The organism is Rhodococcus kronopolitis (assembly GCF_042654025.1).
GTDB classification, from domain to species: domain Bacteria; phylum Actinomycetota; class Actinomycetes; order Mycobacteriales; family Mycobacteriaceae; genus Rhodococcus_G; species Rhodococcus_G kronopolitis.
Window position 1 is genome coordinate 41,532 of record NZ_JBHSFO010000008.1, and the last position, 14,836, is coordinate 56,367.

Here is a 14,836-nt window from a genome sequence, read left to right on the forward strand (position 1 = left end):
GAACCGCCGACCGGCGCTGACCGGCAATTACCGCCAGCGGCTGAACATCTCGGCCGCCCGCACGGACAGCGCGTTCTGCAGCAGCGGCCCGAAGCTGACCCTGCCGACGCCCAACGCGGCGAGGTGGTCCCGGTCGCCACCGGCCGGATCGGCGATCGCATTGACCGGCAACGGCAACGCGGCGGTCAGCTGTCGCTGCACCTCGTCGGTGTGGAATCCCACCGGGTACAACGCATCCGCGCCGGCCTCGGCCGCCAGCGTCAGCCTGGCGATCGCACGCTGCACGCGGTCCGCCTCGTCACCGATCTGCCTGAGGAACAGGTCGGTGCGGGCGTTGATCACGATGTGCACACCGGCCGCATCCGCGGACCGGCGCAGCGCGCCGACCAGGTCCGCGTGTTCCTGGGCGGCGCGCAGCCGGCCGCCCTCCCGGTGCACGGTGTCCTCGATGTTCAGGCCGACGGCACCCACCTCGACCAGACCGTTGATCAGCGTGTCGGGGTCCAGTCCGTAGCCGGACTCGATGTCCACCGAGATCGGCAGGTCCACGGCCGAGGTGATCTGCGCGACGCGGATCATCAACTCCCCGAATGCCATCCCCTCGTTGTCCGCCTTGCCGAGCGAGTTGGCGACCGGGTGGCTACCGACCGTGAGTGCCGGGAACCCGGCCTGCTGGGCCAGGTCTGCGGACCAGGCGTCCCACACGGTCGGCAGGATCACCGGATCCCCGGGTCGGTGCAGTCCGAGCAGGGTGGTGGCCTTTTCGGTGATCGACGTCATGTCCGGCTCCTCGTAATTTTGTGGACCTGTCGATCGTGGCACGCGCGTCGCGTCGACGCGACATCTGCGCCGGGCGCGCCACCGTTCGGTTAGCGTCGGTAAATGCCCGTCGACACCCGCGAGGCCCTGCCCGCGCTGACCGCCCTGCTCGGCGGCGCCCTGGCCGCCTTCGTCCTGACCGCCCCGCCGGGCGGGCGCTGGTCCGTCTCCGCCTCCGATCGGGAGCTGGACCGGTACCTCGGCGCGCAGCCGACCGGCGTCGCGATCGGGGTGGTGCTGGCGGTGGCGGTGTACCTGCTGTTGCAGCACCGCGGCTCACGGCGGCTGGCGTGGGCAACGATGGCGGTGGGTACCGCGGTCCTGGTCGGCGGCAGGTTCGCCGTGGTGGAGGTGGCCGGCCTGGACGGCCTCACGGCGCTGCACTACGTCAAAACCGCTGCCGCGGGCGCGATTCTGGGCGCGGCCGTGGCCGCGGCATGGGGTCGACGGGTGGGCCAGCTGACGCTGACACTCGGCGTGACGGCGGTGTTCCTCGCGGCCCCGGCGTTCGGGTCCGCGGCCGTCTCGTACAGCACCTCCGTGATCGGCGAACCGTCGTGGTGGCTGCTCGCGGCGGCCGGTGCGACCGCGGTCGCCTGCGCCGTGCTCGGGAACGAGGGCAGCCGGGTCCAGCGGGCCGGTGCGCACGAACTGCGAGTGGCGCTCACCTCGGCGGTCGCCGTCGCGGTGGCGAACCGGCTGCTGCTGGCCTGGATCGGGCAGCAGTCGGTGGACGCCTCGAGGTACACCGCGTGGGTGGCGATGGCGGCGTCGGTGACGGTGGTACTGGTGACGACGGAGGTGTGCGCCCGGATGGCCGACGGGCCGGACGGCCGGTTCCTGTTGGGCGCCACGGCGATCGCTGCGGCCGCGACGCCGGTGCTGGCGGACCTGCGAATGCCGCGACTCGGGACGGCCGACGTCGGCGTGGCCCCGTGGGTGGCGGTGGCGGTGGCCGCGGCGTCGGTCGCGGTCGGGCTGCGGGTGTCGATGCGCTGGCGGCTCCCGCTCGCCGGACTCGCGCTGGCCGCGGTGGTTCCGCTGCTCGCCGCGCTGTGGCCGGACCTCGGCGACAGCGGCGCGCCGCTACTGGTGCGACTGGCCCTGGTGGGAGCCGGGGCCGGTCTGGCCCTGGGCGCCACCGCGCCCGGAGCCGCGGCGTTGGCGGCGACGGGACTCGGGATTCCGTTCGTGTCCACGGTCTTCTACGCCGTCGCCACGGTGCCCACCACACGCACCGTCTTCAGCGGCAGCTACCAGCCACTGACGGGCGTCGAGACGGGCCGCGCCCCGGAGATCTCGGCCCTCCTCGACAGTGAGCTGCTGTCCGTCCCGCACCACGACGACCGGATCGCCGGCGTCGTGCTGCTGATCGCGGTGGCCTTCTGTGCCTTCGGAATCCGATCCCTCGGTCGGCCACGGACCGCCCCGGCTCCCGGCACTCCCGACGGCGGCGACTCCCCCGGCGGTCCGGACTAGGAACAGTGCCGGGCGGCCTTGGCCGCCTCGACCTGTTCGTCGGTCAGCGGGGGGATGTCCAGTACCGCACGCTCGAACCCCTCGGCTCGCATGCCGTCGAGCACGATCGCCAGGTAGCGCCGCCAGGCCTGCGGCGCGACCGGTCGGGCGAAGTCGATGACCGCGTCGACCATGCAGCTGATCGCGAAGAGGTCGTTCACCTCGAGGTCGGGGCGCAGCACGCCCGCCGCCTTGGCGCGCTCGACGAGCTTCTCGATCGCGGGGCCGATCCGCTTGCGCGCGCACGCGACCTGCTCGCGGCCCTCGTCGACGCTGAAGAAGACGTCGCCGAGTCCCCGGTTGAGGGACATCCACTCGCAGGTCAGGACCAGGAAGTCGACCAGCGCCTCCCAGGGGTCCTCCTGCAGCAGCGCCGCGTCGGCCGCCTCGGCCATGTCGTCCATGCGCTGCTCGAAGACCCCGTCGACCAGTTCCTGCTTGCAGGTGAAGCGCCGGTACACCGTGCCGACCCCCACCTTCGCGTGCCGGGCGACGTCGTCGAGGGTGATGTCGATGCCGCGGGTCGCGAAGAGGTCGGCCGCGGCGTCGAGGATCTTGCGCCGGTTGCGTTCGGCGTCGGCGCGCAGCCTGCGCCCTGCTGTGACGGTGCTCACGATCCTCATTCTGTCATCCCTGGTCGCTCGATTCTGCCAGCCGCAGATCCCGACATCTCGGGCAGTCGGCAAACGAGGGTCGAAATTAAGTGGAGACATCTCCTCCACTTGGGCGTACGGTGACCTAAGTGGAGATTACTCCTCCATTTCAATCTCGGCACTCAGACGCAGCGGTGCACTCGGACGCCTGGCCCCCGCAGACGCCGGCACCACCGAATCCATGGAAGGCGTTCCCATGACCACCACCACGATCGATCCACCGGAGACCGGGCAGGCCGAGCAGACCCGAGAGCACCGCCTGCGCTGGTACGTCCTGGCCGTCATCGGGCTGGCGCAGCTGATGGTGGTGCTGGACGCCACCATCGTGAACATCGCCCTGCCTGCGGCGCAGAAGTCGCTCGAGTTCTCGGACGGCGACCGGCAGTGGGTCGTGACGGCCTACGCCCTGGCCTTCGGCTCCCTGCTGCTACTCGGCGGCCGGCTCAGCGACCTGTTCGGCCGCCGCAACACCTTCGTGATCGGGCTGGTCGGGTTCGCCGTGATGTCCGCCGTCGGCGGGGCCGCGATGAACTTCCCGATGCTGGTCGCGGCCCGGGCCGGCCAGGGCGTGTTCGCCGCCCTGCTCGCCCCCGCCGCCCTGTCGCTGCTGGCGACCACCTTCACCGAGCCCGGCGAGCGGGCCAAGGCGTTCGGCATCTTCGGTGCGATCGCGGGCGCGGGCGGCGCGGTGGGACTGCTGCTCGGCGGCGTTCTCACCGAGTGGACGTCGTGGCGTTGGAGCCTGTACGTGAACCTCGTCTTCGCGGCCGTCGCGCTGGTCGGCGCCCTGACGATGATGGCGCCGCACAGGTCCGAGCACCGGCCCCGCCTCGACATCCCCGGCACGATCACGGTGTCCGCAGCCCTGTTCAGCATCGTCTACGGCTTCTCGCATGCGGAGTCGCACGGCTGGTCCAACGGCGCGACGATCGCCTGGCTGGTGGCGGGCGTCGTCGGATTGGCGGTGTTCGTGGTCATCGAGACGCGCGTCGCGCACCCGCTGCTACCGCTGCGGATCGTGCTCGACCGCACCCGCGGCGGCGCCTACCTGGCCATGTTCGTCACCGGCTCCGGCATGTTCGCGGTCTTCCTGTTCCTGACCTTCTACCTGCAGACCGTGCTGCAGTACAGCCCGATCGTCACCGGCGTGGCGTTCCTGCCGATGGTCGCGGGCATGGTGGTCTCGGCGACCACCTCCACCGGGGTGCTGCTGCCGCGGGTCGGGCCCCGACTGCTGATCACCACCGGACTGCTCGTCGCCGCACTTGGCATGGCGATCCTCGCCCAGCTCACCGTCGAGAGCAGCTACGCCCCGCACATCCTGCCCGGCCTGGTCCTGCTCGGCGCCGGCATGGGCATGGTCTTCGCGCCCGGCATGCAGGGCGCGATCACCGGCGTCGAACCGGAGGACGCCGGCGTCGCCTCCGCGACCGTGAACACGATGCAGCAGGTCGGCGGCTCGATCGGCACCGCGTTGCTGAGCACCGTCGCGGCCACCGCAGCGGCCGACTACCTCACCGGCCAGGCGCCCGGCCCGCAGAACATGGCGATGGCCGCGGTGCACAGCTACACCACCACCTTCTGGTGGGCGGCCGCGATCTTCACTGCGGGAGCAGTGATCTCGGCGTTCCTGCTGCCGGGCGGGAAGCTCCCCGCGCCCGCCGAGGCACCGGACGGGCAACTGGCCATGGTGCACTGAACCCGCGCGAGCCGCCGCCCGCCGACGGTCCGCACTGCCCGGAGCAATCCCGCTCCGGGCAGTGCCGGCTCCAGCACGGGCGTCGCCGGTTCGGGCGCCGTTCAGTGTCGCCCGCAGGGTAGAGGCGAGGGATGAAATTCAGGGTTGCGCCACACCCAGCAACGTCGACTCGAGCACCAGGTCCGGCAGCACCTTCTGGTACTCGACGTGGGTGCGGTGCGGGACGGTCCGCCACCTGCGGCCCTCCTCGCCCCGCAGGTACGCCAGGTAGTCGGGCGCACCGGGCGTCAGCACGTTGTCGGCCACCACCACCGACCCCGGGTGCAGCCAGCCCGCATCCTCGATCCGCAGCAGGTCCGGCAGGTAGGCCTCCTTGGCGTGGTCGAGGAACACGAAATCGACACTGCCGGAGGAGAATCCGTACTCGGCCGCGAGCCGGTCCATGGTGGCGCCGCCGTCACCGAGCGACCCGACCACCGAGGTGATCCGGTCGGACACCCCCGCGATCTCCCAGATACGCTGCGCGACATCGGCATTCGCTGCGCTCGACTCCACCGAATAGAGCCGGGCGCCGGGTGGCATCACCCGGGCCGCCCGCAGCGCGCTGTAGCCGCAGTAGGTGCCCAGCTCGAGCAGCCGCAACGGCCGGGCCCGGACGATCGCGTCGTCGAGCAACAGCCCCTTCTCGTCGCCGACGTTCATCAGGAAGCTCGTGCGGCGGGCGAAGTCGTCGATCAGCTCGATCACCCCGTCGAGGTCGCCGGGCCGGGCGACCTCGACGACCCGCCGCGCCAACGCCTCCTCGCGGCCGTCACCGACCCGTCCCTCCCGGACAAGTCGACGCGAGCCGAGCAGGAAGCGGAGCACCGACCAGCGCAGGAACGGCACCGGCTTGCCCGCCAGTCGGTTCGCGACCACCGCGCCCCCGACGAAGGCCGCCACCAACACCGCCAGCACCGCCGCGCGCTCGGGCGCGGCGGACGATCCAACCGTTCTGCGCATCATGGGTCCACCCCTTCAGCCCCCGCGCCGCGTGCCGTCCTCCCTGGACTCATCTTCGGCCGCGCCGACCGCGCCGGCAACGCCTCAGCCGTGCGCGGCGACGAAGTGGTCCAGGCACCGCTCGGCGATCGCGGTGATCGTGAGCGACGGATTCACCAGCCCCACCGCTCCCGGGATGAGCGAGCCGTCGACGACGAACATGTTCGGGTAGCCGTCCACCTGACCCTCGAGGCTGCACGCCTTGCCCATCACCATGCCGCCGAGGCCGTGGTAGGTGGCGGCGCTGCCGAAGCCCGCGAGCCGCGTGTACACGGGAATCCCGTTGGCCGGGTATCCGTGCCGGGTGTCCGCGAGTTCGTGGAACCGGCCGGCGAAGCGGCTCGCCTGCACGTCGAGTTCGCCGCCCTCGCCGTGGGGGTAGTTCAGCTCGGCCCGGCCGGTGGCACGGTTGTAGTCGATCGACCCGCGCTCGGCGGTGATCGCCTGGACCAGGTTGGTCGTGGTGTTTCCCCCGGCGATCTCCGGGAACGGCGCCGCCTGCCACGACATCGACACCGGTCCGGCCGGGTCGGTGTCGTCGTAGACCAGCGCGACCCCGGGCCCGGCCTGCTTGGCGCCGTAGTCGCGGCGGGTGAGCACGCGCGAGGTGAGGAAGTCGCCGTTGTTGCCGAAACCCTGACCGACCTGGTCGCCGAGCCTCGGCAGCGCGCCGGTCGCCTTCGCCGTCGCGAGCAGGGCGCTGGTGTGGAACGACCCGGCCGCCATGAACAGGTAGTCGGCGACCCTGCGGGTGTGGCCCAGTACCGTCCCGCGCTCGTCGATCTGCTTGAGCAGCACCTCGAACTTGTTGCTGCCCTGCACTTCCCTGATATCGACCACCTCGTGCAGCGGCAGCACCGATACGTTCCCGGTGGCCTCGGCCCGCGGCAGGTAGTTGTGGTCGACGCTGTTCTTCGCCCCGGAGTTGATGCCGTACGGGCCCTCGCCCACCGTCACCGAGGCCCGACGCGTCCCGGCCAGCTCGGCCCGCACCAGGTCCCAGTCGATGCAGAAGTCGTTGAAGGTCGGTGCGGTGCCGAAGTCGGCGAGATCGGCCAGCCACGCCCTGGCGCCCTTGTACTTCGGGTGCGCCAGCAGGTCGGCGGGCAGCGGCGACGTGCCGAGCATCGCCCGGGCCCTCGGGTAGTAGACGCGGTCCAGCTCGCCGTAGTCGAGTTCGCGCGGGAACACCCGCTCGAAGTCCTGACGGCGGGGCTGCGGGGTGTAGGCCCCGAACACCAGGGAGCCGCCGCCGACCCCGGCCCCGTAGACGGCGTTGATGCCGTTGCCGGCGATCTGGTCGACCACCCCGGCGTAGCGGTCGATCGGCTGGAACTGGGTCAGCGGGTTGATGTACGGCCGGTCGCTGAACCACGCCGCACGACCGTCCGGCTGGTCCAGGGTGGCAAAGGTGTTGCCCGCCGGGTCGATCGGCCACCGCCGACCCCGCTCGACGACGGTGGTCTCGAACCCGGCCAGGCCCAGCCGCAGCGCGGCGACGGCGCCGCCGAACCCGCTGCCGATCACCACGGCCGTCTTCCCGCCGGGCGGCGCAGCGCCCGCGGCGGCCTGCCCCAGGGTCATCGGACCCAGCGCGGCGGCGCCCATTCCGAGCACCGCACCTCGAAGAACCGAACGCCGGGACACCCTGGGCGAGTTCATCGTCGAAATCTAACCCCCGGAAAGGATGTCGGCAGCGCGAATCAGGTGCCGAGCCGCGCCAGCAGGGCCCGGCCACGCGGGCTAAGCCGGTAACCCACCTCCAGGCTCTCGGTCAGACCCAGCTCCTTGAGCCGGCGGACCCGCTGCTTGAACGGTGCCCGCTCCATGCCCAGCACGGGTGCCAGCTCGGTCGAGACCACCGCCGGCCGGTCGGCGATCAGCCTCAGCGTCGCCTCGGTCCACGCACCGTGCGCGTCCATCCGGTCGAGCCGCCTGCGCAGGTTCGCGACGTCGGCGTCCGACAACGCGTCGTCCACCCGCAGCGCGAGCCTCGGGTCGGCGCCGTCGTAGCGCAGCGCGATCCGGTACAGCACCGGGCCGTGTGCCTTCCTGTCCACGAACGCGAGCAGCCGCTCGGCGGAGGCGAAACCGGCCGCCGCCGCGTCCGCATCCGTCACCGAGGCCGCGTCGACCGGTTCCACCGCGTCGAACGCGACGACTCCGATCGCCGTCCGCTGGCTCGACCCGGCCCGCACCCGGGGTTGTTCCCACCGCCGGAAGGCGAGCGTCACCGCGCCCGCCTCGATGCCCTCGAGTGCCGCCGCGGTGAAGATCATCGTGACCCGGGCCCCCTCAGTCCACCAGGCCCAGCGACCGCAACCGCTCGAACACCAGTCGCGAACCCGGCGCCGACTCGTCCATCGCCGCGTACTCGTCGGTGGTGAAGTACCGCAGTTCCGCGATCTCACTGGTCGCGGTCGGCTCGTCGGTCAGGTCCGCGAGGTAGCAGGTCATGTGCAGCCGGGTGCCGGGCGAATGCCCGAACGCCTCGGCCTCGAAGACTCCCAGTTCCTCGAGCGTGCCCGCCACGATGCCTGCGTCGAGTTCCTCGCGAATCTCCCTGTGCAGGGCCTGTTCCGGGCTCTCGCCGGGGTCGATCTTCCCGCCCGCCATGTAGAAGGCGGTCTTGCCGGACGAGCGCGCCTGCAGCAGTCGGCGATCCCTGATGTGGGCAAGGGCGACGGTCCTGATCTCGGCCATTTCCACACGGTACCGCCCGAATGTCGCGGCGATGCGCCTGCGAGCAACGACCGGCCATCCCCTAAACTGGACTCCGGTCGCCCGGATACTCCTGGGCGTATCGACACCCCGCCGCCCCCGCACGCAACCCGACGGAGTGCCTTTTGCTCGCTATCTTGTTCGCCCATGCAGTCGCCGCCGTTCTGGCGCCGCTTGCCGTGCGAGCAATGGGGCGAAACGCCTTCCTGCCGCTCGCGCTGGTGCCGCTGGCGAGCCTGGGCTGGGTGGTGCAGAACTGGGGCACCGAACAGTCGCTGCACATCCAGTGGGCCCCCGGTCTGTCGATGGACATCGACATGCGATTCGACTCCCTGGCCGCGATCATGTCGGTGCTGGTGCTCGGGATCGGCGCGCTGGTGCTGGTCTACTGCTCGCGCTACTTCACCGACGACGAACCGCGCCTCGGCATCTTCGCCGCCGAACTGGTCGCATTCGCGGGCGCCATGTTCGGCCTGGTCACCAGCGACAACATGCTGATCCTCTACACCTTCTGGGAACTGACGACGGTGCTGTCGTTCCTGCTGGTCGGCCACTACGCGGAACGCGCGTCCAGCCGCCGCGCCGCCACCCAGGCGCTGCTGGTGACCACCGCAGGCGGACTCGCGATGCTGGTCGGGTTCATCATCCTGGGCCAGCTCGCAGGCAGCTACCAGCTCTCGGTCCTGCTGGCGGACCCACCGACCGGCTGGCTCGCAGGCGTCGCGGTGGTGCTGGTGCTGATCGGCGCGCTGTCGAAGTCGGCCATCGTGCCGATGCACTTCTGGCTGCCCGGCGCGATGGCGGCGCCCACCCCGGTCAGCGCCTACCTGCACGCCGCGGCGATGGTGAAGGCCGGGATCTACCTGGTCGCGCGGCTGGCGCCGGGGTTCGCCGGCGAGACCGAGTGGCGGGTCACCGTCATCACGCTGGGCCTGGTCACCATGCTGCTCGGCGGCTGGCGGGCGCTGCGCGCATTCGACCTGAAGCTGATCCTGGCGTTCGGCACCGTCAGCCAGCTCGGGTTCCTGATGATCCTGGTCGGCACCGGCAGCCGCGATGCCGCGCTGGCGGGCATGGCCCTGATGGTCGCGCACGCGATGTTCAAGGCCTCCCTGTTCATGGTCGTCGGCATCATCGACCACACCACCGGCACCCGTGACCTGCGCAAGCTCGCCCACCTCGGCAAGCGCGCACCCGTGCTGTACGTCGTCGCGGTGCTGGCCGCGGCCAGTATGGCCGGGCTGCCGCCGTTCCTCGGGTTCGTCGGCAAGGAGGGCGCGCTCGAGGCGATCGCGACCGCGTCCGGCCTGCACCCCACCGTCCGGATCATCGAGCTGGTCGGCATCGTCGTCGGCTCGATCCTCACCGTCGCGTACAGCGTCCGATTCATCTGGGGCGCGTTCGGCCGCAAGCAGCTGGCCCACCCCAGCGCGGCGGTCGAGAAGATGCACCCGGCCGGTCCGCTGTTCCTCTTCGTCCCGGCGTTGCTCGCGGTCGGCGGGCTCGTCGCCGGCCTCGCCGCACCGCTGATGGACCGCCTGCTCAGCCCCTACTCGCAGACCCTGCCCGCGGGCGCGGACGGCGACTACCACCTCGCGTTGTGGCACGGTTTCGGGCTGGCGCTGTGGCTGACCGTGGTGGTGTTCGCGGGCGGCGGCGCGCTGTACCTCACCCATCGCCGGATCAGCCGCCTGAAGTTCGAGCACGCATCGCTCAACGCCGACCGGATGTACGACGCCACCCTGCGCGGCATGGACGCCCTCTCGATCCGCCTCACCGGTACCACCCAGCGCGGTTCGCTGCCGCTGACCCAGGCCAGCATCCTCGTCACCCTGGTGCTGCTGCCGGTCATCCTGCTGGCCGTACACCAGGACTCCGGCGTCCGGCTGCGGCTGTGGGACTCGCCGCTGCAGCTGGCAGTCGGACTGATGATGGTCGCCGCCGCGATCACCGCGACGGTGATGCGAAACCGCCTGGCCAGCGTGATCCTGGTCGGACTCGGCGGCTACGGCTGCGGCGTCCTGTTCGCCCTGCACGGCGCCCCCGACCTGGCGCTGACCCAGTTCCTGGTGGAGACCCTGACGCTGGTGATCTTCGTGCTGGTGCTGCGCAAGCTGCCCGCCGAGATCGACGAGCGGCAGTCCGTGGGGTTCAAGCTCCCTCGGGCCCTGCTCGGCGTCGTGGTCGGCGCGACGGTCGCCGGGATCGGCGCCTTCGCGATGAACGCCCGCACCGCGGCCCCGATCTCCCTGCAGCTCCCCGACGCCGCCTACCACCTCGGCAACGGCAAGAACGTGGTGAACGTGCTGCTCGTCGACATCCGCGCCTGGGACACGCTCGGCGAGATCTGCGTGCTGCTGGTCGCCGCCACCGGCGTCGCCTCGCTGGTGTTCCGCAACCGCCGGTTCGGCATCGCGCCCCGGGTCGCGGACGCACCCAACCCGGACGCAGGCGCCGGTCCGGAGACCACCTGGCTGCGCGGCGGCGACCTGATCGACCCGCGGCACCGGTCGCTGGTCCTCGAGGTCACCACCCGGCTGATCTTCCCGACCATGATGGTGCTGTCGGTGTACTTCTTCTTCTCCGGCCACAACGCACCGGGCGGCGGCTTCGCGGGCGGGCTCACCGCAGGCCTGGCCCTGGTGCTGCGCTACCTCGCGGGCGGTCGCTACGAGCTCGGCGAGACCGTCCCCATCGACGCAGGCAAGATCCTCGGGCTGGGCCTGATCATGTCCGCCGGCACCGCGCTGACCTCGCTGTTCCTCGGCGCCCCGGTGCTGTCCTCGGCCACCCTCGAGCTGACCCTGCCCCTGATCGGCGACATCAAGCTGGTGACCGCGTTGTTCTTCGATCTCGGCGTGTACCTGATCGTGGTGGGGCTGGTGCTCGACGTGCTGCGCAGCCTCGGCGCCCGCCTCGACGCCGAGGTGGAGGTGAACGCCCGATGACCGCGAACTTCGCCCTCCTGCTTGTCGTCGGCGTGCTCGTCGCGTGCGGGGTGTACCTGCTGCTCGAGCGCAGCATCACCCGGATGCTGCTGGGCCTGCTGCTGTTCGGCAACGGCGTCAACCTGCTGATCCTGGTGGTCGGCGGCCCGCCGGGCAGCGCCCCGATCGTCGGGCGCGGAAACGAGATCCGCGAGACCATGGCCGACCCGCTGGCGCAGGGCATGATCCTGACCGCGATCGTCATCACGATGGGCATCGCCGCCTTCGTGATGGCGCTGGCCTACCGGTCCTACAAGATCAACACCAAGGACGCCCTCGACAACGACCCCGAGGACACCAAGGTCATCCGGCGCCGCAGCCCGGCCGACGCCCCCGACCGCGACCGCTCCGACGACCCACTCACCGGCGACTCGACCTTCCGCGGCGACGCCTTCGACGACAAGGGCAACCCCATCCCCCTCGAACTGCTCCCCAACCTGGAGGACCTCGAGGTCTACGAGGATCTTCGCGAGGGCGACTTCGACGAGTTCGACCCCGACGGCGACAGTCCGCTGCGAACCCCGGGCGGTGGTCGGGAATGACCCTGTCACCGGGCCTGATCGCCACCCTCACCCCGCTGCCCGTGCTGATTCCGATGCTCGCGGCGGCCGTCACCCTGGTCGGCGGCAGGCGCCCCCGGTTCCAGCGGGTGGTGACCATGATCGCGCTGGTCGCGGTGGTCGCGGTCTCCGGCCTGCTGCTGTACCTGGCCGACCGGGACGGCATGTCTGCCCTGCAGGTCGGCGGCTGGGACGCCCCGATCGGCATCACGCTGGTGGTCGACCGGCTCTCCGCGATCATGCTGGTGGTCTCGTCCATCGTGCTGCTCGCCGTGATGGGCTTCGCGGCCGGGCAGGGCGTGCACGACGGCACCGAACGCCAACCGGTATCGATCTTCCTGCCGACCTACCTGGCCCTGACCGCAGGCGTCTGTTACGCCTTCCTGGCCGGCGACCTGTTCAACCTGTACGTCGGGTTCGAGGTGCTCCTGGCCGCGTCGTTCGTGCTGCTCACGCTCGGCGCCAGTGCGGACCGGGTCCGGGCCGGGGTGTCGTACGTGATGGTCTCGATGGTGTCGTCGCTGATCTTCCTGGTCGGCATCGCCTTCGCCTACGCGGCGACCGGCACCCTGAACCTGGCTCAGATGGCGCTGCGACTCGACGACATCCCGTCCGGCACCCGGATGGCGATCTTCGGGGTGCTGCTCGTCGCGTTCGGCATCAAGGCCGCGGTGTTCCCGCTCTCGACCTGGCTGCCCGACTCCTACCCGACGGCTCCGGCCCCGGTCACCGCGGTGTTCGCGGGCCTGCTCACCAAGGTCGGTGTGTACGCGATCATCCGGGCGCACACCCTGCTGTTCCCGCAGGGCGACCTGGACAACGTGCTGATGGTCTGCGGCCTGCTGACCATGCTGGTCGGCATCCTCGGTGCGATCGCGCAGACCGACATCAAGCGCCTGCTGTCGTTCACGCTGGTCAGTCACATCGGGTACATGGTGTTCGGCGTCGCGCTCTCCACCGAACTCGGCCTGTCCGGCGCCGTGTACTACGTCGCCCACCACATCATCGTGCAGACCACGTTGTTCCTGGTGGTCGGCCTGATCGAGCGGCAGGCGGGCTCCGCGTCGCTGCGCCGGCTCGGCGGGCTCGCGGCCGCCAGCCCGGTGCTCGCGATCGTCTTCCTGGTCCCGGCGCTGAACCTGGCCGGCATCCCGCCGTTCTCCGGCTTCATCGGCAAGGTCGCGCTGCTGCAGGCAGGCGTCGCGCACCCGAGCGCGCTGTCCTGGATCCTCGTCGGCGGCGGCACCGTCACCAGCCTGCTCACCCTGTACGTCGTCGGCCGCGTGTGGACGAAGGCGTTCTGGCGGGCCCGCGCAGACGCGCCGGAGGGCGACCTCGCGGACGTCGGACCGTCCGCGCTGATCGACGAGTCCGAGGAGGACATCGCCTTCGGCGACCGCGCCGACGTCGGGAAGATGCCGGTGCTGATGCTGATCCCGACGATCGCCCTGGTGGCGGTGGGGCTGGCCCTGACCGTGTTCGCCGGGCAGTTCATCGACATCACCAACCGGACGGCGGCGGACCTGCAGGACCGCTCGATCTACATCGACACGGTGCTCGGACCCGGGTACACCGAGCAGCAGGACGCGCTCGAGACCGGCCAACCCGCCACCGGACCGGACGGGGGCCCGAGATGAACCGCGGCACGTGGATGCAGGCCGGGATCCTGGCCTGGCTGACCCTGGTGTGGATCCTGCTGTGGGGAAACTTCAGCATCGGCAACCTCCTCGGCGGACTCGCGGTCGGCGCGACGATCATGCTGCTGCTGCCGCTGCCACGGGTGCCCGTCGAGGGCCGGGTCCGGCCGCTGTCGGTGCTCAAGCTCTTCGGGTTGAGCCTGTACTACGCCGCGCAGTCCAGCGCGCAGGTGGCGTGGCTGGCCGTGCGACCCGGTCCGCCGCCGCTGACCGGGGTGCTGCGCTGCCAGCTGGCGATCAAGTCCGACCTCGTCCTGACCCTGTGCATCGACGTGCTGAACCTGATCCCTGGCACCATGGTCATCGAGCTCGACAAGGCCCGACGGATGGTCTACGTACACGTGCTGGACGTGAGCACCGACCGGGCCGTCGACCAGTTCTACGGGACGGTGCGCAAGCTCGAGAAGCTGTTCATCGAGTCGTTCGAGCGGGACTCCGACTGGCAGCCCAGTACCTGGCACGACGACGACGCCACTACCCGGAAGGACCTGCCGTGACCATCGTGATGGTGATCGCCGGGGTGATGCTGACCGCCGCGGCGCTCCTGACCACCTACCGGCTGCTGGCCGGACCGAACACCCTCGACCGGCTGGTCGCGATGGACACCCTGGTCGCCGCGGCCACCTGCGGGCTGGCGGTGTGGGCGGCGTACACCCTGGACACCACGGTGGTACCCGCGATCGTCGCGCTGTCCCTGGTCGGGTTCGTGGGCTCGGTCTCGGTGGCCCGCTTCCGGGTGAGTGACGACCAGTGACCGCCTTCTGGGACGTCCTCGCCGCGACGGCGATTCTGCTCGGCGCGCTGCTCGCGCTGACCGCGGCGATCGGAATCGTGCGTTTCCCCGACACCCTCTCGCGCATGCACGCCGCCGCCAAGCCCCAGGTGGTGGGGATGGTGCTGGTGCTCGCCGGCGCGGTGATCCGGCTGCGCGGCAACGTCGACATCTGGATGCTGGTGCTGGTCGGGGTGTTCACCCTGCTCACCGCGCCGGTGATCGCGCACGTCGTGGGCCGGGTGGCCTACCGGGAGCAGCGCGGCCGGGACGGGCTGGAGATGGTCGGCGACCTGGAACGCCGGGACCGGACCTAGCCGCGCGGTCGTCGGGTCCATCCGGCGGCGGTGGCCGACCGAGCCGGTGGGC

The 14,836-nt window shown here is 70.9% G+C and carries 14 protein-coding genes; 8 read left to right on the forward strand and 6 right to left on the reverse strand.

What is annotated here, in order from left to right; translation table 11 throughout:
* Positions 1 to 27: 27 nt before the first annotated feature.
* Complete coding sequence (locus ACFO6S_RS14070; protein ID WP_378417940.1) at positions 28 to 780, reverse strand: isocitrate lyase/PEP mutase family protein; 753 nt, start codon at positions 778 to 780, stop codon at positions 28 to 30.
* Positions 781 to 882: 102 nt separating this feature from the next.
* Between ACFO6S_RS14070 and ACFO6S_RS14075 the strand changes: the two genes are divergently transcribed.
* Positions 883 to 2,298, forward strand: a complete 1,416-nt coding sequence (locus ACFO6S_RS14075; protein ID WP_378417941.1) for a hypothetical protein — start codon at positions 883 to 885, stop codon at positions 2,296 to 2,298.
* On the opposite strand, the gene ACFO6S_RS14080 is transcribed toward ACFO6S_RS14075, so the two are convergent.
* Positions 2,295 to 2,960: a TetR/AcrR family transcriptional regulator gene (locus tag ACFO6S_RS14080; protein ID WP_378417943.1), complete on the reverse strand. Its 666-nt coding sequence runs from the start codon at positions 2,958 to 2,960 to the stop codon at positions 2,295 to 2,297. The two genes, ACFO6S_RS14075 and ACFO6S_RS14080, sit on opposite strands and share 4 nt — an antisense overlap.
* Before the next feature lie 226 nt (positions 2,961 to 3,186).
* Between ACFO6S_RS14080 and ACFO6S_RS14085 the strand changes: the two genes are divergently transcribed.
* Complete coding sequence (locus ACFO6S_RS14085; RefSeq protein WP_378417944.1) at positions 3,187 to 4,689, forward strand: MFS transporter; 1,503 nt, start codon at positions 3,187 to 3,189, stop codon at positions 4,687 to 4,689.
* A gap of 138 nt (positions 4,690 to 4,827) precedes the next feature.
* On the opposite strand, the gene ACFO6S_RS14090 is transcribed toward ACFO6S_RS14085, so the two are convergent.
* The 4 genes from ACFO6S_RS14090 to ACFO6S_RS14105 form a co-directional block, all read right to left on the reverse strand.
* Positions 4,828 to 5,691 carry an O-methyltransferase gene (locus ACFO6S_RS14090; RefSeq protein WP_378417946.1) on the reverse strand — a complete coding sequence of 288 codons (864 nt, stop codon included), beginning with the start codon at positions 5,689 to 5,691 and terminating at the stop codon, positions 4,828 to 4,830.
* An 84-nt stretch (positions 5,692 to 5,775) separates the two neighbouring features.
* A complete protein-coding gene (locus tag ACFO6S_RS14095) occupies positions 5,776 to 7,392 on the reverse strand; it encodes a GMC oxidoreductase (protein WP_378417947.1) in 1,617 nt (538 codons plus the stop codon).
* Between the two features lie 41 nt (positions 7,393 to 7,433).
* Positions 7,434 to 8,009, reverse strand: a complete 576-nt coding sequence (locus tag ACFO6S_RS14100) for a hypothetical protein (protein ID WP_378417948.1) — start codon at positions 8,007 to 8,009, stop codon at positions 7,434 to 7,436.
* A gap of 16 nt (positions 8,010 to 8,025) precedes the next feature.
* Complete coding sequence (locus tag ACFO6S_RS14105; RefSeq protein WP_378417950.1) at positions 8,026 to 8,433, reverse strand: NUDIX hydrolase; 408 nt, start codon at positions 8,431 to 8,433, stop codon at positions 8,026 to 8,028.
* Positions 8,434 to 8,576: 143 nt separating this feature from the next.
* Between ACFO6S_RS14105 and ACFO6S_RS14110 the strand changes: the two genes are divergently transcribed.
* Genes ACFO6S_RS14110 through mnhG form a run of 6 tightly spaced genes read left to right on the forward strand, consistent with a single transcriptional unit; the run spans position 8,577 to position 14,784 of the window.
* Complete coding sequence (locus ACFO6S_RS14110; protein ID WP_378417952.1) at positions 8,577 to 11,399, forward strand: Na+/H+ antiporter subunit A; 2,823 nt, start codon at positions 8,577 to 8,579, stop codon at positions 11,397 to 11,399.
* Positions 11,396 to 11,980 carry a Na(+)/H(+) antiporter subunit C gene (locus tag ACFO6S_RS14115; RefSeq protein WP_378417954.1) on the forward strand — a complete coding sequence of 195 codons (585 nt, stop codon included), beginning with the start codon at positions 11,396 to 11,398 and terminating at the stop codon, positions 11,978 to 11,980. Before ACFO6S_RS14110 ends, ACFO6S_RS14115 begins: the two co-directional genes overlap by 4 nt.
* Positions 11,977 to 13,635 (forward strand): Na+/H+ antiporter subunit D, encoded by a 1,659-nt coding sequence (locus tag ACFO6S_RS14120; protein ID WP_378417956.1) that lies wholly within the window; start codon positions 11,977 to 11,979, stop codon positions 13,633 to 13,635. The genes ACFO6S_RS14115 and ACFO6S_RS14120 overlap by 4 nt, the downstream gene beginning before the upstream one ends.
* Positions 13,632 to 14,192: a Na+/H+ antiporter subunit E gene (locus tag ACFO6S_RS14125; RefSeq protein ID WP_378417958.1), complete on the forward strand. Its 561-nt coding sequence runs from the start codon at positions 13,632 to 13,634 to the stop codon at positions 14,190 to 14,192. Before ACFO6S_RS14120 ends, ACFO6S_RS14125 begins: the two co-directional genes overlap by 4 nt.
* Positions 14,189 to 14,449, forward strand: coding sequence for a monovalent cation/H+ antiporter complex subunit F (locus ACFO6S_RS14130; RefSeq protein WP_378417960.1), 261 nt, complete (start codon positions 14,189 to 14,191; stop codon positions 14,447 to 14,449). Before ACFO6S_RS14125 ends, ACFO6S_RS14130 begins: the two co-directional genes overlap by 4 nt.
* Complete coding sequence (mnhG, locus tag ACFO6S_RS14135) at positions 14,446 to 14,784, forward strand: monovalent cation/H(+) antiporter subunit G (RefSeq protein WP_378417962.1); 339 nt, start codon at positions 14,446 to 14,448, stop codon at positions 14,782 to 14,784. Before ACFO6S_RS14130 ends, mnhG begins: the two co-directional genes overlap by 4 nt.
* Positions 14,785 to 14,836: the final 52 nt, after the last annotated feature.

Coding starts and splice junctions, on each gene's coding strand:
- ACFO6S_RS14105 (WP_378417950.1), bottom strand. CDS start 8,433: ATGGCCGAGATCAGGACCGTCGCCCTTGCCCACATCAGGGATCGCCGA.
- ACFO6S_RS14115 (WP_378417954.1), top strand. CDS start 11,396: ATGACCGCGAACTTCGCCCTCCTGCTTGTCGTCGGCGTGCTCGTCGCG.
- ACFO6S_RS14090 (WP_378417946.1), bottom strand. CDS start 5,691: ATGCGCAGAACGGTTGGATCGTCCGCCGCGCCCGAGCGCGCGGCGGTG.
- ACFO6S_RS14075 (WP_378417941.1), top strand. CDS start 883: ATGCCCGTCGACACCCGCGAGGCCCTGCCCGCGCTGACCGCCCTGCTC.
- ACFO6S_RS14125 (WP_378417958.1), top strand. CDS start 13,632: ATGAACCGCGGCACGTGGATGCAGGCCGGGATCCTGGCCTGGCTGACC.
- ACFO6S_RS14085 (WP_378417944.1), top strand. CDS start 3,187: ATGACCACCACCACGATCGATCCACCGGAGACCGGGCAGGCCGAGCAG.
- ACFO6S_RS14120 (WP_378417956.1), top strand. CDS start 11,977: ATGACCCTGTCACCGGGCCTGATCGCCACCCTCACCCCGCTGCCCGTG.
- ACFO6S_RS14080 (WP_378417943.1), bottom strand. CDS start 2,960: ATGAGGATCGTGAGCACCGTCACAGCAGGGCGCAGGCTGCGCGCCGAC.
- ACFO6S_RS14070 (WP_378417940.1), bottom strand. CDS start 780: ATGACGTCGATCACCGAAAAGGCCACCACCCTGCTCGGACTGCACCGA.
- ACFO6S_RS14095 (WP_378417947.1), bottom strand. CDS start 7,392: ATGAACTCGCCCAGGGTGTCCCGGCGTTCGGTTCTTCGAGGTGCGGTG.
- ACFO6S_RS14100 (WP_378417948.1), bottom strand. CDS start 8,009: ATGATCTTCACCGCGGCGGCACTCGAGGGCATCGAGGCGGGCGCGGTG.